At 66.6% G+C, this 18,359-nt stretch carries 21 protein-coding genes, 1 tRNA gene and 1 other RNA gene; 16 read left to right on the top strand and 7 right to left on the bottom strand.

What is annotated here, in order from left to right:
- Together AX702_RS17960 and AX702_RS17955 are read right to left on the bottom strand one after the other, a co-directional pair.
- A partial coding sequence (locus tag AX702_RS17960; protein ID WP_066781819.1) for a TPM domain-containing protein occupies positions 1–869 on the bottom strand: 869 nt, incomplete at its 3' end.
- Between the two features lie 8 nt (positions 870–877).
- The gene (locus tag AX702_RS17955; protein ID WP_066781818.1) at positions 878–1,456 is read right to left on the bottom strand and encodes a LemA family protein; all 579 of its coding nucleotides are present in this window, start codon (positions 1,454–1,456) and stop codon (positions 878–880) included.
- Positions 1,457–1,559: 103 nt separating this feature from the next.
- Here AX702_RS17955 and mscL point away from each other — a divergent pair, with 103 nt between their 5' ends.
- Complete coding sequence (gene mscL / locus AX702_RS17950) at positions 1,560–2,012, top strand: large conductance mechanosensitive channel protein MscL (RefSeq protein ID WP_066781817.1); 453 nt, start codon at positions 1,560–1,562, stop codon at positions 2,010–2,012.
- Between the two features lie 54 nt (positions 2,013–2,066).
- On the opposite strand, the gene AX702_RS17945 is transcribed toward mscL, so the two are convergent.
- Positions 2,067–2,498 carry an RrF2 family transcriptional regulator gene (locus AX702_RS17945; RefSeq protein WP_066781816.1) on the bottom strand — a complete coding sequence of 144 codons (432 nt, stop codon included), beginning with the start codon at positions 2,496–2,498 and terminating at the stop codon, positions 2,067–2,069.
- Positions 2,499–2,541: 43 nt separating this feature from the next.
- Between AX702_RS17945 and ssrA the strand changes: the two genes are divergently transcribed.
- The 8 genes from ssrA to AX702_RS17905 all read left to right on the top strand — a co-directional run bounded on the left by ssrA (position 2,542) and on the right by AX702_RS17905 (position 8,954).
- Positions 2,542–2,892, top strand: a transfer-messenger RNA (tmRNA) gene (ssrA, locus tag AX702_RS17940).
- A 118-nt stretch (positions 2,893–3,010) separates the two neighbouring features.
- Positions 3,011–3,691 (top strand): prolyl hydroxylase family protein, encoded by a 681-nt coding sequence (locus tag AX702_RS17935; RefSeq protein ID WP_066781815.1) that lies wholly within the window; start codon positions 3,011–3,013, stop codon positions 3,689–3,691.
- A 4-nt stretch (positions 3,692–3,695) separates the two neighbouring features.
- Complete coding sequence (gene recJ, locus AX702_RS17930) at positions 3,696–5,441, top strand: single-stranded-DNA-specific exonuclease RecJ (protein ID WP_066781814.1); 1,746 nt, start codon at positions 3,696–3,698, stop codon at positions 5,439–5,441.
- 80 nt (positions 5,442–5,521) lie between these two features.
- A tRNA-Glu gene (locus AX702_RS17925) sits at positions 5,522–5,596 on the top strand.
- A 57-nt stretch (positions 5,597–5,653) separates the two neighbouring features.
- Entirely contained in the window at positions 5,654–6,409 is a 756-nt protein-coding gene (locus AX702_RS17920) for an SDR family NAD(P)-dependent oxidoreductase (protein ID WP_066781813.1), read from the top strand.
- A 96-nt stretch (positions 6,410–6,505) separates the two neighbouring features.
- Positions 6,506–7,270 carry a LamB/YcsF family protein gene (locus AX702_RS17915; protein WP_066781812.1) on the top strand — a complete coding sequence of 255 codons (765 nt, stop codon included), beginning with the start codon at positions 6,506–6,508 and terminating at the stop codon, positions 7,268–7,270.
- Complete coding sequence (locus tag AX702_RS17910) at positions 7,267–7,926, top strand: 5-oxoprolinase subunit B family protein (RefSeq protein WP_066781811.1); 660 nt, start codon at positions 7,267–7,269, stop codon at positions 7,924–7,926. The genes AX702_RS17915 and AX702_RS17910 overlap by 4 nt, the downstream gene beginning before the upstream one ends.
- Entirely contained in the window at positions 7,926–8,954 is a 1,029-nt protein-coding gene (locus AX702_RS17905) for a biotin-dependent carboxyltransferase family protein (RefSeq protein WP_066781810.1), read from the top strand. Before AX702_RS17910 ends, AX702_RS17905 begins: the two co-directional genes overlap by 1 nt.
- Before the next feature lie 72 nt (positions 8,955–9,026).
- Here the strand turns inward: AX702_RS17905 and grpE are convergent, their stop codons facing one another.
- Both grpE and hrcA read right to left on the bottom strand, forming a co-directional pair.
- Positions 9,027–9,572, bottom strand: a complete 546-nt coding sequence (grpE, locus tag AX702_RS17900) for a nucleotide exchange factor GrpE (protein WP_066781809.1) — start codon at positions 9,570–9,572, stop codon at positions 9,027–9,029.
- A 24-nt stretch (positions 9,573–9,596) separates the two neighbouring features.
- Positions 9,597–10,640 (bottom strand): heat-inducible transcriptional repressor HrcA, encoded by a 1,044-nt coding sequence (gene hrcA / locus AX702_RS17895; RefSeq protein ID WP_066781808.1) that lies wholly within the window; start codon positions 10,638–10,640, stop codon positions 9,597–9,599.
- Between the two features lie 162 nt (positions 10,641–10,802).
- Between hrcA and rph the strand changes: the two genes are divergently transcribed.
- Positions 10,803–11,519: a ribonuclease PH gene (gene rph / locus AX702_RS17890; RefSeq protein WP_066781807.1), complete on the top strand. Its 717-nt coding sequence runs from the start codon at positions 10,803–10,805 to the stop codon at positions 11,517–11,519.
- Positions 11,516–12,142, top strand: coding sequence for an RdgB/HAM1 family non-canonical purine NTP pyrophosphatase (gene rdgB / locus AX702_RS17885; protein WP_066781806.1), 627 nt, complete (start codon positions 11,516–11,518; stop codon positions 12,140–12,142). Before rph ends, rdgB begins: the two co-directional genes overlap by 4 nt.
- Before the next feature lie 37 nt (positions 12,143–12,179).
- Here the strand turns inward: rdgB and AX702_RS17880 are convergent, their stop codons facing one another.
- Positions 12,180–12,734: a CAP family protein gene (locus AX702_RS17880; RefSeq protein WP_331710426.1), complete on the bottom strand. Its 555-nt coding sequence runs from the start codon at positions 12,732–12,734 to the stop codon at positions 12,180–12,182.
- Between the two features lie 21 nt (positions 12,735–12,755).
- On the opposite strand from AX702_RS17880, the gene hemW reads away from it, so the two are divergent.
- Positions 12,756–13,913 (top strand): radical SAM family heme chaperone HemW, encoded by a 1,158-nt coding sequence (gene hemW / locus AX702_RS17875; RefSeq protein ID WP_066781804.1) that lies wholly within the window; start codon positions 12,756–12,758, stop codon positions 13,911–13,913.
- A 6-nt stretch (positions 13,914–13,919) separates the two neighbouring features.
- Here the strand turns inward: hemW and AX702_RS22210 are convergent, their stop codons facing one another.
- Positions 13,920–14,090: a hypothetical protein gene (locus tag AX702_RS22210; protein WP_156455582.1), complete on the bottom strand. Its 171-nt coding sequence runs from the start codon at positions 14,088–14,090 to the stop codon at positions 13,920–13,922.
- A 125-nt stretch (positions 14,091–14,215) separates the two neighbouring features.
- On the opposite strand from AX702_RS22210, the gene AX702_RS17870 reads away from it, so the two are divergent.
- Genes AX702_RS17870 through AX702_RS17855 form a run of 4 tightly spaced genes read left to right on the top strand, consistent with a single transcriptional unit; the run spans position 14,216 to position 18,254 of the window.
- Positions 14,216–15,748, top strand: a complete 1,533-nt coding sequence (locus AX702_RS17870) for a CoA-acylating methylmalonate-semialdehyde dehydrogenase (protein ID WP_066781803.1) — start codon at positions 14,216–14,218, stop codon at positions 15,746–15,748.
- A 5-nt stretch (positions 15,749–15,753) separates the two neighbouring features.
- Complete coding sequence (locus AX702_RS22205) at positions 15,754–16,245, top strand: hypothetical protein (RefSeq protein ID WP_156455581.1); 492 nt, start codon at positions 15,754–15,756, stop codon at positions 16,243–16,245.
- Positions 16,245–17,081, top strand: coding sequence for a formyltetrahydrofolate deformylase (gene purU / locus AX702_RS17860; RefSeq protein WP_066781820.1), 837 nt, complete (start codon positions 16,245–16,247; stop codon positions 17,079–17,081). The genes AX702_RS22205 and purU overlap by 1 nt, the downstream gene beginning before the upstream one ends.
- A gap of 9 nt (positions 17,082–17,090) precedes the next feature.
- Positions 17,091–18,254 carry an acyl-CoA dehydrogenase family protein gene (locus tag AX702_RS17855; protein WP_066781802.1) on the top strand — a complete coding sequence of 388 codons (1,164 nt, stop codon included), beginning with the start codon at positions 17,091–17,093 and terminating at the stop codon, positions 18,252–18,254.
- The last annotated feature ends 105 nt before the right edge of the window (positions 18,255–18,359 follow it).

Raw genomic sequence — 18,359 nt, 5'->3', positions numbered from 1 at the left:
CCGCCGCCCCAGCCGCCGCCGCCGGATCCTTCGCCCCAGCCACCGCCGCCGCCCCAGCTGTCATCGTCGTCGCTGCTGTTGATCGCGGCGCTCGCGACATTCGCGGCGATGTTCCACAGGATCACCGAGCTTAGCCCGCTATCGCCCCGGTAACGCCGGCCCTTGGCGCTGCCGCGGCGGCCCAGCGACAGGAGAACGAAAAGCGCAATCATGCCCCAAAAAACGAGGCCAAGCGGGAAGCCCCCGCCACTGCGACGCTGGCCCGCCTGCGCGCCGTCAAATTCCTTGATCGCGGCATCCAGCCTGGCCTGCGCTTCCTCGGGCGAAGCGCGCATTTGCGCCTCAAGCGCCTGAGCGCCGGCAACCACGCCGCCCGGCAGATCTCCGGATTTGAAACGCGGTAGTATCTGCTGGTTGATGATCACGCTCGACAAAGCGTCCGTCAGGATCGGTTCCAGGCCGTAGCCGACCTCCACGCGCACCTTTCGCTCGTTGGGTGCGACAAGAAGGATGGCGCCGTTGTTGACGTCCTTCAGGCCCACGCCCCAGGCCCGGCCCAGCCTATAGCCATATTCCTCAATCGGATAGTCCTGCAGGCTCGGCACGGTTGCGACGATCAATTGCCGCTTGGTCTCCCGTTGAACCGCATCGAGCTGCTGGGTGAGCTGCGCTTCCACCTGCGGCGGCAGTATCTCGGCGGCGTCCACGACAAAGCCGGTCAGCTTGGGAAATGTCTGCGCATCTGCCGTACCGATGGCGAACGGCGACAGGAGCAGCGACGCCGCCGCCAGCAGGGCAGCGAGCCATAGCCGAAGCGGCGGCGTCTGGCCGCCGCCATGCGCCCTGTCTTCAGCAAGCGGTGCGGACATGCCGACGATCAGCCGCCGAAATCCACCTTTGGCGCGGCTTCTGCTCCGGGCGTGGTCGCCTGGAACGGCACCATCGGCTTGGCGCCATAGAAGATGCGGGCGCCAATCGCGTCAGGGAAGGTGCGGATGCGCGTGTTATAGGATTGCACCGCGGTGTTGTAATCGTTGCGAGCGATGGTGATGCGGTTTTCCGTACCTTCCAGCTGGCTCATCAGCGTTGTGTAGTTCGCCTGGCTCTTGAGTTCCGGATACGCCTCCTGCAGCCGCTGCAGCGACAATGTCAGGCCCGCCTGCGCGCGCTGATACGCCTGCATCTTGGCTGGATCGGCCAGATCGTCACCGGAAACCTGGATCTGGGTCGCCGAGGCGCGGGCCTGTGTGACCTCGGTCAGCACGTCCTTCTCCTGGGCGCCCGCGGCCTTCACGGTCGCGACCAGATTGGGGATCAGGTCCGCCCGGCGCTGATACTGGTTCTGCACATCGGCCCAGCGCGCCTTGGCATTCTCTTCCGCCGTCGGAACGCTGTTGATCCCGCAGCCGGCAAGGCTGGCGGACAGAGCAAGGAGGACGACAGGGCGCGATCTCATGAGTTGGCTCTCCAGTTACTGTGTCATCGATATAGGACAGTCTGGTGGCTTGGCGAAGGGGCAAAGAGCAATTAGCGTCGATCAAAACACGGGGAAGGTGACGATGCTCAAAGAATTCAGGGCGTTCATCGCGCGCGGCAATGTGCTGGATCTCGCCGTGGCGGTGATCATCGGTGCCGCGTTCGGCAAGATCGTGACGTCGCTCACGGAAGACGTGTTGATGCCGGTGATCGGCAAGGTATTCGGAGGGCTGGACTTTTCCAGCTATTTCCTGGTGCTCGGTGATGTGCCGGCGGCCTTGCAGGGCTCCACCGATTACGTGGCGCTGAAGAAGGCTGGCGTTCCGCTGCTCGGCTATGGAGCGTTCATCACCCAGGCGGTGAACTTCCTGATCGTCGCCTTCATCATTTTCATGCTGGTCCGTACCGTCAACCGAGCGGTGGCCCTGTTCGAGCATGAAAAGGCCAAGACGGCGGACGAGCCCAAGGCGGAACCCGCAGACGTCGCGCTGCTGCGCGAGATTCGCGACGAGCTGAAGGCGCGACCAAACGTCTGAACGGCGGGGCGAGCGTTCTGCTCGCCTGATGATGTAGGTGGAGTGGCCGGGCGTTTACGCCGCGGCCATCTCCTCGGCCGTTGCATCCGCCAGGCTGGTGCCATCAAGGATGCGCGCGGTTTCATCCCGCACCCGGGCCATGGCGTGGCGAATGGCGCAATCCGCCTCGCTCTTGCAATCCTTGCACGGGCGATAGGCCGTGCGGCTGACGCAGGGGACGAGCGCCAGCGGCCCTTCGATCACGCGGATCACTTCGCCGAGCGAAATCAGATGCGCCGGGCGCGACAGGACGTAACCGCCCATCTTGCCTCGCTGGCTGTGCAGCAGGCCGGCATCGCGCAGATCCGCCAGGATCAGCTCGAGGAACTTGCGCGGAACGTTCGCCTCGGCGGCGATGCGGTTCATCGGGGTGGGTGGTCCGCCCGCAGGCATGGTCGCAAGGAACAGCATCGAGCGGAGCGCGTATCGGGAACGCTGGGTAAGCATGATATCCTGTTATATGCACCCGCATTATGGCGACCGAAAGGCGCCTCTTCCAACTTTGTGTTCGGCGCCCTATATCGGTCGTGCTCGCGGGGCTTGCCCCACGGCTATGGCGATAAACGCCGGCGAAGAATAAGCACAGCGGACCCGGGGGCAGTACCCGGCGGCTCCACCATCGCAGCTGCTTCCCAGCAGCTTCGTTGACGGGGCCGAACCAGGATCGACGTGTGTTGAAAAGCGCTGGTTTTTGCTCGGAATGGGACCACCGCGACGGCCCATACACAAGTGCCAACGATAACGAAGCACTCGCGATTGCGGCGTAACCTGACGGCTTAACGGCCTAAGGTTACTCCAAAATAGCGCGGTCGGACCGCACCGGGCAACAGAAGCGGATTCCAGCGGCACGGGGAGCGCCGGGCAACAGAAGCTCCCCACCTCCATCATGGCTCTGCCTTGGATGGCCGCTTTCCCGCGGGATCTTGCCTTCCGCTTTGGCGCGCGCAAATAGGTGCGCCATGGCGATCACCAGCGTTCCCGGTCATCCTTCAGAGCATCGCGCCCGCATCGGCAGCTCCGTTGCCGCTCGGCTGGAGGCGGATCCACGCGCCGTGCGCCTTCCCACCGAACAGGCTGCCGCCTGGAAAATTCCGGCCTATCTCGACGTGGCCACCTGCAAGCGGCTGGTGGCGATGATCGATGCCAACCGGCGACCTTCCACGCTTCTGTCGGATCACGGCGACACCACGTTCCGGACGTCGGAGAGCTGCGACATGAACCGCCGCTCGCCCGAGATCCAGCCAATCGACGAGGGGCTGGCCCATCTCCTCGGGCTCGATCCCCTTTGGGGAGAGACGATGCAGGGGCAGCGCTATGCGCCCGGGCAGTATTTCAAGGCGCATCACGATTACTTCCACGAGGGCGAAAGCTACTGGCCCTCGATGAAGGCGTCTGGCGGGCAGCGGGTCTGGACCGCGATGATCTTCCTCAACGACGTGGAGGAGGGCGGCGCGACCTGGTTCCCTCAGGCGGGCGTTCGGGTGAAGCCGAAGCGGGGTACGCTGCTCGCGTGGAACAACATGAACCCGGACGGCAGCCCGAACACCGCCACGCTGCATGAAGGTACGGCAGTGTCCGAAGGCGTGAAATACATCATCACCAAATGGTTTCGCGAAGCGCCCTGGACGCCGGGAGCATAGCGGCATGATGCACGTCCTGGGCGTGGAACGGTCGATCCTGGGCCAGCCATGGCGATGGCGCGCCACCGCCGCCGACAATCTCGCGCCGCACGATCTCGTCACGCAGCTGCTGCTTGCCCGCGGCTGCTCACCCGAGACGCTCGAGGATCATCGCAGCCCGTCGATCCGGGCGTTCATGCCGGATCCTTCGATTTTTCGGGACATGGATGCCGCCGCGGACCGGCTGGCGGACGCGGTGCAGCGTGCGGAGAGCATCGCGATCTTCGGCGACTACGATGTGGACGGGGCGACTTCCGCCGCGCTGATGATCCTGCTTCTGCGCCAACTCGGGATCGAGGCGCGCGGCTACATCCCGGATCGCGTGGCCGAAGGCTATGGCCCTAGCGCGGCGGCGATGACGCGACTGGCGCGGGAAGGGGCCTCGCTGATCGTCACGGTCGATTGCGGCGCTCAGGCGTTCGATGCCCTGGCGGCGGCGCATGCGGCGCCGGTCGACGTGATCGTGGTCGATCATCACCAATGCGCCAGCGAACTGCCGGTGGCACATGCAGTGGTGAACCCCAATCGCCTTGATGAGGCGGAAGGGGCAGCCCACGGCCATCTCGCGGCCGTCGGTGTCGCTTTCCTGCTCGGCGCGGCGGTGCTTCGTTCGCTGCGCCGCCGAGGGTTCTTCGCGAACCGGGCGGAACCGAAGTTGATCGAGCTTCTCGATCTGGTCGCGTTGGGAACGGTGGCGGATGTCGCCCAGCTGCGCGGCCTGAACCGCGCTTTCGTCGCCCAGGGGTTGAAGGTCATGGCTGGCCGGCGCAACCCTGGCCTTGCCGCCTTGATCGAGGCGTCGCGCCTGACGCGGGCGCCTACCGCCAGCGACCTTGGCTTTGCGCTTGGACCCCGCATCAACGCCGGCGGCCGGGTCGGGCGAGCCGATCTCGGCCTGCGTCTGCTCACGACGCAGGATGTGGCGGAGGCGAAAAAAATCGCCGCCGAGCTGGACCGCTTGAACGAGGAGCGGCGCGCGATTGAGGCCACCGTCCAGGCGGAGGCGGAAGCCATGTACGCCTCTGGTCGCCGTGTGACCGTTGTCGCTGGTAAGGCCTGGCATCCGGGCGTCATCGGGATCGTCGCAGGGCGGCTGAAGGAAAAACTCGGTCAGCCCGCGATCGTCATCGCCGTGGATGAAAATGGCATCGGCAAGGGTTCAGGCAGGTCGATCCCGGGTGTGGATCTGGGGCAGGCAGTTCTGGCCGCCAAGGCTGCGGGACTGGTGGTCGCAGGCGGGGGACATGCCATGGCGGCAGGCTTGACGATCATGGCGGACCAGGTGCCTTCCTTTGCCGACTTCCTCGAGGAGCTGTTGGCGGATCGGGTCACGGCAGCGGTGGCCGACCGGGCGCTGTTAGTGGATTCGATCCATGCGCCTGGCGGAGTCACACCCGATCTGGTCACGGCGATGGAGACAGGTGGCCCTTACGGCGTCGGCTGGCCTAGTCCGCGGGTTGCGATCGGGCCGGTGCGCCCGGTCCGTGTCGACGTGGTCGGCAACGGCCATATTCGCGCGATCGTGGCCGGTGATGACGGGCGCAGCCTGAAAGCGATGGCGTTCCGGTCGGCGGATACACCGCTGGGTGCCGCGCTGCTCGGCGCTGCGCCGCACCGCAAGCTCTGGCTCGCCGGTCGCCCGAAGATCGATGATTGGTCGCAGCGCCCGGCGGCCGAGCTCCACATCGACGACGCTGCATGGGCGGATTGATTGGCTGCCGATAAAATGCAGATGAAGTGGAATGTGGCGATTGACAGGTGCCTCGCCCCCCTCTAGCTGCACCCCCCGCTGGCCCCTTCGTCTAGTGGTTAGGACGCGGCCCTTTCACGGCTGAAACACGGGTTCGAGTCCCGTAGGGGTCACCAGCACCTCGCCCGATCGCTCCGTTCGGCGCCGACAGGGCGCCAGAACGGGGAGGATGCGTGGCTTTCGATCTTAGCGGGCGCACCGCGCTCATCACGGGCGCGTCTTCCGGGCTCGGTGCTCATTTTGCAGAAGTCTTCGTCGCTGCCGGTGCACAGGTGGTGATCGGCGCACGGCGTGTCGACCGGGTGGAGGCGCTTGCGGCGCGCCTCGGCGAAAAGGCGCTGCCGGTCGCCATCGACGTGACCGATGAGGCATCGATCGCAGCTGCCTTTGATGCGGCAGAGGCTCGCTTCGGCACGGTTGATACTGTCATCGCCAATGCCGGCGTGGCCAATGGCGGTCGCACGGTCGATGTGGCGCCTGACAAGCTGCGCCAGACGATCGACACCAATTTCACCGGCGTTCTGCTGACGGCACGAGAAGGCGCGCGGCGTATGATCGCTGCCGGTTCGCGTGACAGCGGCCGTGGTCGGATCGTCCTTGTCGGATCGATCACTGCGCATGTGACCGGGCACGGGGATAGCGCCTATGCCGCCTCCAAGGCCGCAGTGGCGCATCTGGGCCGCAATCTTGCCCGTGAATGGGTGCGGCAGGGGATCAACGTCAATGTGATCCAGCCGGGCTATATCCAGACCGAGATCGCCGGCGACTGGTTTGAGAGCGAAGGCGGCGCGAAACAGATCGCAGGGTGGCATCGTCGCCGCTTCATGCCGATCGACGTGCTTGACCCGCAACTGCTCTATTTCGCCTCGGACGCAAGCGCCTGGGTCAGCGGATCGGTCATCGACATCGACGACGGACAGTCGCTCTAAGCACCGGCTGGACGCGGCGCCCGCGTCTCCAAATGCCGACCGGGCGCCGGCGGAAGCTTGGACAGGCCTGGCGGCACGGAGTAGGCAGGCGCCGTGATGACCATCGACCTCAACGCGGATCTTGGCGAAGGCTTCGGCCCTTGGACCATGGGGGACGACCCCGCGATGTTCGGCCTCGTCACCAGCGCCAATGTCGCGTGTGGCGGCCATGCGAGCGATCCGGAGACCATGTTCCGGACGCTTTCGCTCGCACGCGAGCACGATGTGGTCGTGGGGGCGCACCCCAGCTATCCCGACATCGCCGGCTTCGGCCGCCGCCGCTTGCCCGTGGGCGTGGCCGAAATCGAGCGGTTCGTTGCCGCTCAGGTCGGCGCATTGCTGGGCATGGCGGCGCTGGCTGGCCATCCGGTGCGATATGTTAAGCCGCATGGAGCTCTCGCAAACGTCGCGGCGGCCGAACGCGATGTTGCCGAGGCGATCGTCCGTTCCGTTCGTGCCTTGGATCGGGAGCTTGCCGTGCTCGCGATCTCGGGCACGCAATTGGAGGCTGCGGCGGGGCGGGCCGGGCTTCGCGTGTTCAGCGAAATCTATGCCGATCGCGGCTATGCCGCTTCGGGACAGTTGGTCCCCCGCAGCGCACCGGGTGCGGTCATCCATGATGCGGAAGCTGCGGCGGCGCGCCTGCTCAACTTTTTCGACAGCGGCGCGATGCCGACCGTCGAGGGCGGCGCCATCCGGCTGGCGGCGGACTCCATTTGCGTGCACGGCGACAACCCCGCCGCCGTCGCCATGGCGTCGCGGATACGATCGGTGCTGGAAGGGCAGGGCCTGGCGATCGCACCCTTCCTCGACCGGGCATGAGCGGGCCCACCTTCCGTCCGGTCGGCTCCGGCGCGTTGCTCGCGGATTTCGGGGGCGAGATCGCAGAGGATGTGTTTGCGCAGGTGGTGTCGCTGGATCGTGCGCTCTCGGCACAACCGCCCGCATGGTTCGAGGAGGCGGTGCCGGCCTATACGAGCCTGCTGATCGTGTTCGATCCTCTTGCTACCGATCACGCCAGTGTCGCCGCGCATCTTCGCTCGCTTGAAGCCGCATCGGTCGATCTCTTGGCCACCACCACCCACGAAGTGCCGGTCTGTTACGATGGTGATGCTGCTCCTGACGTGGCCGCGGCCGCCCAGACGCTTGGCCTGTCTGAAGAGGCGGTGATCGCCGCCCATCTGGCGGGTGACTATCGCGTCTTCATGTACGGCTTCGCGCCCGGCTATGCCTATCTCGGCGGCGTACTGCGAGACCTGCACTTGCCGCGCAAGGCAGCGGCGGTGCGGGGCCATCCGGTGGGCAGCGTGATGGTTGCCGGTCCGCAGTGCCTGATCACGACGCTGCCCATGCCTACCGGCTGGTGGGTGATCGGGCGCACGTCGCTTCGCGTGCTCGACGCGGCGGCCGATCGCCCCTTTCTGTTCGAGCCCGGCGATCGGGTGCGCTTCATTCGCGTCGGCGCGGAGGCGCTGTGATGAGCGATGCGCGGTTGCGGATTGAGGAGGCAGGGCCGCTCACCAGCATCCAGGATGCCGGGCGGCCCGGTTGGCGCCGCTTCGGCGTGCCGCCATCAGGTCCGGTCGATCGGCGAGCCTTCGCGGCGGCAGTGGGTGCGAGCGGCGGATATGGATCCGCCATCGAATTCTCGCTGGGCGGCCTGACGCTGGTGGCGGAGGAGCGCGCCGTCTCGGTCGCGATCACCGGTGCTGCCTCGGCAACCGTCAACGGCGTTGAGGTCGGCGGCTGGTGCGTGGTGACGCTTCAGCCCGGCGCGCGCTGCCGCATTCGCGAATCGGGCGGCAATTGGGGCTATTGCGCGCCGGCGGGTCGGCTGGAGTGCAGCGAGTGGCTCGGCAGCAGCGCGACGCATCTGATCGCAGGCTTGGGCGGAGGGCGGATCGGAGAGGGCGATAGATTGACGGTGCGGGAGGCGCACCGCGATGTCGCCTCGGTCGATATTCCTCTGCCCGCTGATGGAGAGCCCTTCACCGTCGCCCGTGCCGTTCTGGGGCCGCAGCAGCGATATTTCACACCAGAAGTGCTTTGCCGGCTCACCAGCGAGCCCTTCGCCGCCAGCGCCCGTTTCGACCGCATGGGAATGGTGCTTGATGGTCCGCCGCTTCCGCCGGAGCGGATCGACATGCCCAGCGAGCCAGCGATGCGCGGCGCGCTCCAGATCGATGGTGATGGCAGGATGAGCCTGCTGACCGCCGACCACCAGACGACCGGAGGCTACCCGCGCATTGCCGTGGTGATCGATCCCGACATTGATCGGCTGGCGCAACTCCCGGCTGGGTCAGCCATCCGCTTTCAGCTGGTTGAACCGGAAGAGGCGATCGCGCTGACCCGCGCGGCTGCTGCCGACATTGCGGCATGGCTGGATCGTGTGAAGACGGCGGCACGGCGCCGCCCATCGCTACTGACGGCTAATCTGGCCGACGGACTTGTGGTCACCCGGCGCTTCTCGTCAGGGGCGCCACCCTGGCCTCCAAGCGCACGCTGACCTGATTGCCCGGAGACGATCGACGGGCGGCACCCGCCGCCATCATCTCCGGGCAATCGCACATGCTCGTGATCAGTTCGGCTTCTTCGCCACACCGACCAGGGACGGGCGAAGCAGGCGATCCTTGATCATCCAGCCGGACTGCATTTCCTGAACAATCGTGCCGGGTTCCGCATCGGACGGCATTTCGATCATCGCCTGGTGCCGGTTTGGATCGAGCGGCTGCCCCATCGCCTCGATCCGGGTCAGGCCATGGCGCTGGAACACGCTGGTCAGCTCACGGCCGGTGGCTTCCAGGCCAGTGACCAGGCCCTTCAGCCGTTCGTCCTCGCGCAGGTCGGCGGGAATCGCCGCCAGCGCACGCTCCAGATTGTCGTTCACGCTCAGCACGTCGCGCGCGAACGATGTCGCCGCGTAGGCGCGGGCATCGGCGGCGTCCTTCTCCGCGCGGCGACGCACGTTCTGGATCTCGGCCTGGGCGTAAAGCGTCTGCTGCTTGGCCTCGGCCAGCTGTCCCTCCAGCTCGGTCAAACGGTCATGCTCGGCAACCTCGGGGGCGGCGGCAGCGGTTTCGTCGCGCAGATCCTCGCCCGGGGTGTTCGTCTCGGTTTCGTTCATTGTTTCCCTGTCTTTGCTGGCAGCTCAACCCATCAAACGGGCGAGCGTTGCGGCAGTGAAATCCACCATGGGCACGACGCGCGCGTAGTTCAACCGGGTCGGCCCGATCACGCCGACAACGCCGACCACGCGGCCATCGCTCCCGCGAAAGGGCTTGGCGATGACGGACGAACCGGAAAGCGCGAACAATTTGTTCTCCGCGCCGATGAAAATGCGCGTCGCATCGCCGGCGCGGGCGGAATCGAGCAGCGCGGCGATTTCCTGTTTCCCGTCCAGATCGTCCAGCAATTCGCGCACCCGGTCCAGGTCTGCGGTTGCGGCGTCGTCGAGGAGGCGGGCCTGCCCGCGAACGATCAGCACCGGCCGGCGCTCGCCATCTTCGCTCCACACCGCGATGCCGCGCTCGATCAGCGCACGCGCCGCACTGTCGACATCCGCGCGCCCTTGCGCCAGTTCCCGTTCGATCCGCGCGCGTGCCGCTGCCAGGGTCAGCCCGGATAGCGTCGCCGACATGTAATTGCCGGCCTCCACCAGCGCGGCCGGACCCACGCCCGGCGGCAGGTCCACGACGCGGTTTTCCACCGCGCCGTCCTCGCTCACCAGCACTGCCAGCGCCTGTCCGTGTGACAGGGGGACGAAGCCGATCGAACGCAGCACCTGCTCATGCTTGGGCACCATGACCAGGCCCGCACAGGCCGACAGGCCGGAAAGCGCGGCCGTGGTGGCGGCGAGCGCTTCCTCCACCGGCCCGGCAAGTCCCGCCCGCGCTTCGATCGTCGCCCGTTCCTCGGCGGAGGGCTCAAGCGCCTGCATCATGCCGTCGACAAACAGGCGCAGGCCCAGTTCCGTCGGCATGCGTCCCGCAGAGGTGTGGGGCGCGGCCAGAAGCCCCCAATCTTCCAACTGCGCCAGGACGCTGCGGATCGACGCTGGCGACAGGTTGAGGCCCGCCTGCGCCAGCGTCTTCGATCCGACGGGCAGGCCGCTCGCCAGATAACCGTCAACGACGCGGCGGAAGATGTCGCGCGCTCGATCGGACAGTTCGGCGATGGGCGGAGATGGGGTCACGTTCCAAATCTAGGCGGCGCATACTGGCGCGGCAATCATCCAGCGGCTACGGCCGGGTGAAATCACCGCTGCCCGTCCAGCGCCGCCGAGGCATGCCACGCGCTTGAACAAAGCCGCAGGCTGCTTCAGGTTCCGGGCGAGCGGCTTCAGGAGTTGTCCCAAATGCGTCCCAGCGGCCGTGCGCCTGATCAGATGCGCGCCATCACCATCCAGCCGAACTTCACCCGTCACGCCGAGGGATCGGTGCTGATCGGCTTCGGCGACACGCGCGTGCTCGTCACCGCCAGCGTTGAGGAGCGGGTGCCCCCGTTTCTGCGCGGCAAGGGGCAGGGCTGGGTCACCGCCGAATATGGTATGCTGCCCCGCGCCACGCACACCCGCGGCAGCCGCGAAGCGGCCAAGGGCAAGCAGTCCGGTCGTACCCAGGAAATCCAGCGGCTGATCGGCCGGTCGCTGCGCGCGGTCACCGACATGACGGCGCTGGGTGAGCGGCAGATCGTGCTCGATTGCGACGTGATCCAGGCGGACGGCGGCACGCGCACCGCATCGATCTCCGGCGCTTGGGTCGCGTTGCGACTGGCGGTTAATGGCCTGATGAAGGCCGGCAAGATCGAAAAGGATCCGATCTCGCAAAAGGTGGCGGCGGTAAGCTGCGGCATCTTCAAGGGAAATCCGGTGCTCGACCTCGATTACGACGAGGATTCGAACGCGGACGCGGACGCCAATTTCGTGTTGCTCGAAAATGGTCACATCGCAGAGGCGCAGGCGACGGCCGAGCACGCGACTTATGATGAGGAGGCGCTGCTGCGGCTGCTCCGGCTGGCGCGCATCGGCTGCACCGAGATCTTCGCGGCGCAGGATCGGGCGGTCCGCGCATGAGCGGCGAGGGAAATGAGCCGCAGGCGATCCGCAAGCTGAAACCGGGCAGGCTGGTGATCGCCAGCCACAACCCCGGCAAGGTCCGCGAGATTGCCGCACTGCTCGACGGGCATGGCATCGAAGCCGTCTCGGCCAAGGAGCTGGACCTTCCCGAGCCCGAGGAGACCGGCACTACCTTCGTCATGAACGCCGAGCTGAAGGCGCGGGCAGCGGCCGACCTTTCCGGTCTTCCCGCACTTGCCGACGACAGTGGCCTCTGTGTCGAGGCGCTCGGCGGTGATCCGGGCATTTTCTCCGCGCGCTGGGCTGGGGAAGCCAAGGATTTCGACGAAGCGATGCGGCGGGTGAACGACAAGGTCGCCGCGATCGATGACGCGTCCCGCGACGCCCATTTCATCTGCGCCCTCGCGCTTGCCTGGCCGGACGGGCACGTGGAATGGTTCGAAGGCCGTGTCGACGGCACGCTGGTTTGGCCTCCTCGCGGGGACAAGGGCTTCGGCTACGATCCCATGTTCCTGCCCGAGGGACGCACCGAGACCTTCGGTGAAATGGATCAGGCTGAAAAGCACGCGATCAGCCATCGCGCCGACGCCTTCCGGCAGCTGGTCGCCGCGGTTTTCTGACGACGCTTGCGGTGGACGGGTGCGCTCGCCGCACCCGTCACAGCGTCCGTTCGCCCACCACATTGCCTGGAGGGCTGTACCGGCAGACCAGATAATCGTCCCGCCGGTTTGATGCGATCGCACAGCCGACGCGCGTCGTGTTGCGCCAGATCATCTGCGTGTAATGCGATACATCCTGCCATTTGCCGGTCCGGCTGAACGCGGGCGTGACGCCGTTCACGAAGTCGCGCCCCTCGGCCGCCCAATGGCCCAGCATCTCCTCGAACCGATAGGCGCTGCGCGTTCCGGTCCAGAGGTTTTCGCCCTGGCGGGTGGGACCATGAGGCTGCTCCGCATGGGCGAACCGCCGCGTTTGCGCCATTTCTTCGGCATAGGCGCGCGCGGAGGCGACCAGCGTCTCGTCCCATTGCAGCGGCGGCACGCCTGCTAGCGCACGTGCCCGGTTGTGCCCTTCCAGCATCACCTGGCGAAGCAAGGCGCCGCCGCGCGGTGCCGGCTTTTCCGTCAGCGTCTCCTCCACCACGCGCTCTGGCCCCTGCGCGCAGCCAGCTAGCAGAAGGGCGAGCGCGAGGAGGTGGCGTTGAAGCGTCATCGCCGCCATATCGGCGCGATCATGACTTCCGACAATGCTCTGGCCCTCTACGTCCATTGGCCGTTCTGCGTGTCCAAATGCCCATACTGCGACTTCAACAGCCATGTGCGCGCAAGCGTCGACCAGGCGATCTGGCGCGAATCGCTGCTGGCCGATCTCGCGCATGAGGCATCGGTTCTGGCCGGGCGCAGGCTGACGTCGATCTTCTTCGGTGGCGGCACGCCTTCGCTGATGCCGCCCGAGACGGTCGCGGCGGTGTTGCAGGCGGCGGAGCGACACTGGGGTTTCGCGCCGGGCATTGAGATCACGCTGGAAGCCAACCCATCGTCCGTGGAATCCGCCTGTTTCGCCGATCTCGCTTCGGCCGGCGTGAACCGCGTCTCTTTGGGGCTGCAGGCGCTCGACAACAGCGCGCTTCATTTTCTCGGCCGGGCGCATGACGTGAGCGAGGGGCTGGCCGCTCTTGAGATTGCCCAGCGCGTGTTCCCGCGCGTCAGCTTTGATCTGATCTATGCCCGCCCTGGTCAGTCGCTCGACGCCTGGACCGCCGAGCTGAAGCAGGCACTGGCGTTCGGCACCGAGCATCTGTCGTTGTACCAGTTGACGATCGAGCCCGGAACGCGGTTCGCGACGGAAGCGGCCGCCGGTCGCCTTACCATCCCTGACGGGGATGCGGCAGCGGACCTGTTCGAGGCAACTCGCGCGATCACCGCTGCCGCCGGCCTACCTGCGTACGAGATCAGCAATCATGCCCGCCACGGCGCGGAAAGCCGCCACAACCTCGCTTACTGGCGGTACCAGACCTATGCGGGTGTCGGGCCCGGAGCGCACGGCCGTCGCGGCGGGCTTGCCACCGTGCGCCGGAAGAAGCCGGAGAACTGGCTCGCCGCCGTCGCACGCAACGGCCACGGCATCGAAAGCGAGGAGCCGCTCGCCCCCGGCACCCAGGCCTCGGAAGCCTTGCTGATGGGGCTGCGATTGCGTGAGGGCGTCGATCTGGCGCGTATCGCGCGGCTGGCCGGCGGCATGGACACCCATGACCTCGTCGACGAACGTGCGATAGAGCGCCTCGCCGGATTGATCGAGCGAGATGGTGACCGCCTTCGTGTCACGGAGCAGGGGATGCTGCTGCTGGATGCGATCCTGCCGGAGGTGGTGCGGGTCGGGGTGCCGGCCTGAGCGCGCTTATATGCCCCACCAGAACAGGACCATCGTGACCAGAGCGATCGCCACGAAGATGAGGTGGCGCCCGCCCCCCGGATCACGCTCCGGCTGATCCACGAAGATCGCCGGATCGTCCGGATGTGGCATGCCGGGCGGTCGTTCACGTTCCGGCGGCCAGGGTTGGTCGGTCATCGTGCACCTCCGATGGGCTACGGCTTCGGCGTATGGGCGGCCAAGGTCAACACTATGTGCGGCGTGGGTTGTGGCAACGAACGGCTGGCGGCTAAAGGCGCTGGCCAGAGTAACGGAGAGGCATCATGCGCGTCATCGATCATCACATCGTCGGCCATCAGGGCCTGGCGGGCGGGCGTGTGTCCGATGTTTACGATCCGAACACCGGGCAGGTGCAGGCGCAGGTGCGCCTTGGAAGCCAGGCTGAGCTAGACCGTGCCGTCGCCGCCGCCGAGGCCGCGCAGCCCGGCTGGGCCGCCACCAACCCGCAGCGCCGCGCCCGGGTCATGTTCGCGTTCAAGGCGCTGGTCGAAGCGAACATGGACGAACTCGCACGCCTGCTCTCGTCCGAGCATGGCAAGGTCATCGCCGACGCGAAGGGCGATATCCAGCGCGGCCTTGAGGTGGTGGAGTTCGCCTGCGGCATTCCGCACGTGCTGAAGGGCGAATATACCCAGGGCGCCGGCCCCGGCATCGACGTCTATTCGATGCGCCAGCCGATCGGCATCGGCGCCGGCATCACGCCGTTCAACTTCCCGGCGATGATCCCGCTCTGGATGGGCGCGGTGGCGACGGCCTGCGGCAACGCCTTCATCCTCAAGCCTTCCGAACGCGACCCCAGCGTACCGGTGCGCCTTGCCGAACTGATGCGCGAGGCGGGCATGCCGGAGGGCATCTTCCAGGTCGTTCATGGCGACAAGGAGATGGTCGACGCGATCCTCGACCATCCGGCGATCGGCGCGGTCAGCTTCGTCGGCAGTAGCGACATCGCGCACTACGTCTACAATCGCGGCGTCGCGGCGGGGAAGCGCGTCCAGGCGATGGGCGGCGCCAAGAACCACGGCATCGTCATGCCCGATGCCGATCTCGACCAGGTCGTCGCTGACCTTTCCGGCGCCGCCTTCGGCTCGGCCGGCGAACGCTGCATGGCGCTGCCCGTGGTGGTGCCGGTGGGGGACAAGACCGCCGACGCGCTGCGCGAGAAGCTCCTCCCCGCTATCGAGGCTCTGCGCGTCGGCGTCTCCACCGATGCGGAGGCGCATTACGGCCCGGTCATCAACGCCGCGCACAAGGCCCGGGTCGAGCAGTGGATCCAGACCGGCGTGGACGAGGGCGCGGAACTCGTCGTCGACGGCCGTGGCTTCAAGCTGCAGGGACACGAGAATGGCTTCTTCGTCGGTCCGTCGCTGTTCGATCGCGTCACGCCGCAGATGAAGAGCTATCAGGAGGAGATTTTCGGCCCCGTCCTCCAGATCGTCCGCGCGCCCGATTTCGAGTCCGCTGTGCGCCTGCCGAGCGATCATCAGTACGGCAATGGCGTCGCGATCTTCACCCGCAACGGCCATGCCGCGCGTGAATTCGCCGCGCGGGTCAACGTCGGCATGGTCGGCATCAACGTGCCGATCCCGGTGCCGGTCGCCTATCACACCTTCGGCGGCTGGAAGCGCTCGGCGTTCGGCGACACCAACCAGCACGGCATGGAAGGCGTGAAGTTCTGGACCAAGGTGAAGACGATCACTCAGCGCTGGCCGGACGGCTCCGGCGACCTGCCGCGCGGCAGCGAGGACGGCGGGCCCAGCCGCATCCAGGACGCCTTTGTCATCCCGACAATGGGATGAGCGACATGGCCGTGAGGAAAATGCTTGCCCTGGCCGTTGGTCTTCTGCTCGCGGGGTGTCAGGCCCCGACGCCCGAGCAGAAGAACCAAGTGGACGATGGCTCAGCTGCCGCGCTCAACACCATCAACGCAATCGAGCCTGTGCCGGAGAATGACAGCGCGCAGATCGCTGATCGCAGCGGGATCATTGCGGACAAGCATATTCCCCCGGCCTTCCTGGGCCGCTGGGGGCTCGTGCCGGCCGATTGCACCTCCACGGCGGGGGACAACAAGGGGCTGATGACGGTCGCGCCCGATCGCCTGAGCTTTTACGAATCGCGCGCCACGATCACCAGGCTCGAAGGCGTTTCCTCCACCGAGCTGCGCGCGACGCTCGCCTTCTCCGGCGAAGGGCAGCAATGGACTGAGGATACCCCTCTGACGCTTGAAGAGAACGGCAACGTCCTGACCCGCGTCGCAGATGGCCAGATGCTGCGCTACACGCGGTGCGCCGCCTGATGGCCGAGCGTAACTGGATCCTCACCTTCTCTTGCCAGGACCGTGGCGGGATCGTTGCGGCAGTCACCGGGCGTGTGGCGCAGGCGGGCGGCTTCATCCTCGACAGTCAGCAATATGCCGATCTCGAAACCGGCCGCTTTTTCATGCGGCTGGTGTTTACCGGCCCGGCGCTCCACGACGCGCTGGCCGAGGTGGCGGTGCAGTTCGGCCTCGATTGGACGCTGGTGCCTGCCGATCATCGCCCCAAGGTGGTGATTGCCTGTTCCACCACCTCGCATTGCCTGAATGATCTGCTGCACCGCTGGTCGATCGGCGCGCTTCCGATCGATCCGGTGGCGGTGGTCTCCAATCACGAAACGCTGCGCGGTCTTGCCGAATGGCACAATGTGCCGTTCCATCATCTCCCCGTCTCCTCGGCCAGTCGCGCGGAGCAGGAGCGCGCGTTGCTGGAGGTGGTGGAGGATAGCGGCGCCGAGCTGCTGGTGCTTGCCCGCTACATGCAGGTGCTCTCGCCCGACCTGGTCGCCGCCGTCGAGGGGCGCTGCGTCAACATCCACCACAGCTTCCTGCCCAGCTTCAAGGGCGCCAAGCCCTATCATCAGGCGCATGCGCGCGGGGTGAAGCTGATCGGGGCGACCGCCCATTTCGTCACCACCGCGCTGGACGAGGGGCCGATCATCGAACAGGCCGCCGAGCGGGTCGATCACCGCGCCACCGTGGAGGAGTTCATCGCCATCGGCCGCGATATCGAGGCGCAGGTGCTGGCCCGTGCGGTGCGCTGGATCGCCGAGCGCCGCGTGCTCGCCAATGGTGCGCGCACCGTTGTCTTTCGCTAGAGCGCTGCCATGACTGACCAGTTCGACCTTACACCGCAATTCGATCTTACGGGCGACCAGCGCGAGATCCAGGAACTCGCGCGCCGCTTCACCGCCGACCGCATCACGCCCTTCGCGGCGGAGTGGGACGAGAAGCACATCTTCCCCCGCGACACGATCAAGGCGGCCGCCGAGCTTGGCTTCGCCGCCATTTACGTCAGCGAGGAAAGCGGCGGCATCGCGCTCGGCCGCCTCGAAGCGGCCTTGATCATGGAGGCGATGGCATACGGCTGCCCCGCCACCAGCGCCTTTATCTCGATCCACAACATGGCCTCGTGGATGATTGACCGCTTCGCTTCGGACGATCTCAAGGGCCGCTACCTCCCCGATCTCGTCACCATGGACAAGATGGCGAGCTATTGCCTGACCGAACCCGGCTCGGGGTCGGACGCGGCGGCGCTGAAGACCACCGCACGCCTCGAAGGTGACCATTACATCGTCAACGGCACCAAGCAGTTCATTTCGGGCGCCGGCGAGAACGAGGTGTACGTCACCATGGTCCGCACCGGCGCGGAAGGGCCGAAGGGCATCTCCTGCCTGGTGATCGACAAGGACATGCCCGGCGTCTCGTTCGGCGCCAATGAACGCAAGCTCGGCTGGCATGCCCAGCCCACCCGGCAGGTGCTGTTCGACAATGTGAAGGTGCCGGTCGCCAACCGCGTCGGCGGCGAGGGCGAGGGGTTCCGCTTTGCAATGATGGGCCTCGACGGCGGCCGCCTCAACATCGGCGCCTGCTCGCTCGGCGGCGCCCAGCGCTGCCTTGACGAGGCGATCGCCTACACCAAGGATCGCCAGCAGTTCGGCAGGCCCGTCGCGGACTTCCAGAACACCCAGTTCACCCTCGCTGACATGGATACCGAGCTTCAGGCCGCGCGCTACCTGCTCTACGTCGCCGCCGCCAAGGTGACCGCCGGCGCCCCCGACAAGACGCGCTTCGCCGCCATGGCCAAGCGGCTCGCCACCGACACCGGCTCGTCCGTCGTCGACCGCGCGCTTCAGCTGCACGGCGGCTATGGCTATCTGATGGACTATCCGATCGAACGCTTCTGGCGCGACCTGCGCGTGCATTCGATCCTGGAAGGCACCAACCAGGTGATGCGCATGATCGTCGGCCGCGAGCTGACGCGCCAGTGATATCGGGGAGGGGGATAGCGTCTCCCTCGCCCCTCCACCGGAGGGGAGAGGGTTGCGAAGACTTAGGCTCCCAGAGCCTTAGTCGTAGCTGGGAGAGGGGCGGGG

The sequence above is a fragment of the Sphingomonas sp. CCH5-D11 genome (assembly GCF_001557395.1).
Lineage (GTDB): Bacteria > Pseudomonadota > Alphaproteobacteria > Sphingomonadales > Sphingomonadaceae > Sphingomonas.
Note: the sequence above shows the minus strand (reverse complement) of the source record. Positions and strands in the feature narration are given on the sequence as shown.

Coding starts and splice junctions, on each gene's coding strand:
- AX702_RS17955 (WP_066781818.1), bottom strand. CDS start 1,456: ATGAGATCGCGCCCTGTCGTCCTCCTTGCTCTGTCCGCCAGCCTTGCC.
- mscL (WP_066781817.1), top strand. CDS start 1,560: ATGCTCAAAGAATTCAGGGCGTTCATCGCGCGCGGCAATGTGCTGGAT.
- AX702_RS17945 (WP_066781816.1), bottom strand. CDS start 2,498: ATGCTTACCCAGCGTTCCCGATACGCGCTCCGCTCGATGCTGTTCCTT.
- AX702_RS17935 (WP_066781815.1), top strand. CDS start 3,011: ATGGCGATCACCAGCGTTCCCGGTCATCCTTCAGAGCATCGCGCCCGC.
- recJ (WP_066781814.1), top strand. CDS start 3,696: ATGATGCACGTCCTGGGCGTGGAACGGTCGATCCTGGGCCAGCCATGG.
- AX702_RS17915 (WP_066781812.1), top strand. CDS start 6,506: ATGACCATCGACCTCAACGCGGATCTTGGCGAAGGCTTCGGCCCTTGG.
- AX702_RS17910 (WP_066781811.1), top strand. CDS start 7,267: ATGAGCGGGCCCACCTTCCGTCCGGTCGGCTCCGGCGCGTTGCTCGCG.
- AX702_RS17905 (WP_066781810.1), top strand. CDS start 7,926: ATGAGCGATGCGCGGTTGCGGATTGAGGAGGCAGGGCCGCTCACCAGC.
- grpE (WP_066781809.1), bottom strand. CDS start 9,572: ATGAACGAAACCGAGACGAACACCCCGGGCGAGGATCTGCGCGACGAA.
- rph (WP_066781807.1), top strand. CDS start 10,803: ATGCGTCCCAGCGGCCGTGCGCCTGATCAGATGCGCGCCATCACCATC.
- rdgB (WP_066781806.1), top strand. CDS start 11,516: ATGAGCGGCGAGGGAAATGAGCCGCAGGCGATCCGCAAGCTGAAACCG.
- AX702_RS17880 (WP_331710426.1), bottom strand. CDS start 12,734: ATGACGCTTCAACGCCACCTCCTCGCGCTCGCCCTTCTGCTAGCTGGC.
- hemW (WP_066781804.1), top strand. CDS start 12,756: ATGACTTCCGACAATGCTCTGGCCCTCTACGTCCATTGGCCGTTCTGC.
- AX702_RS22210 (WP_156455582.1), bottom strand. CDS start 14,090: ATGACCGACCAACCCTGGCCGCCGGAACGTGAACGACCGCCCGGCATG.
- AX702_RS17870 (WP_066781803.1), top strand. CDS start 14,216: ATGCGCGTCATCGATCATCACATCGTCGGCCATCAGGGCCTGGCGGGC.
- AX702_RS22205 (WP_156455581.1), top strand. CDS start 15,754: ATGGCCGTGAGGAAAATGCTTGCCCTGGCCGTTGGTCTTCTGCTCGCG.
- purU (WP_066781820.1), top strand. CDS start 16,245: ATGGCCGAGCGTAACTGGATCCTCACCTTCTCTTGCCAGGACCGTGGC.
- AX702_RS17855 (WP_066781802.1), top strand. CDS start 17,091: ATGACTGACCAGTTCGACCTTACACCGCAATTCGATCTTACGGGCGAC.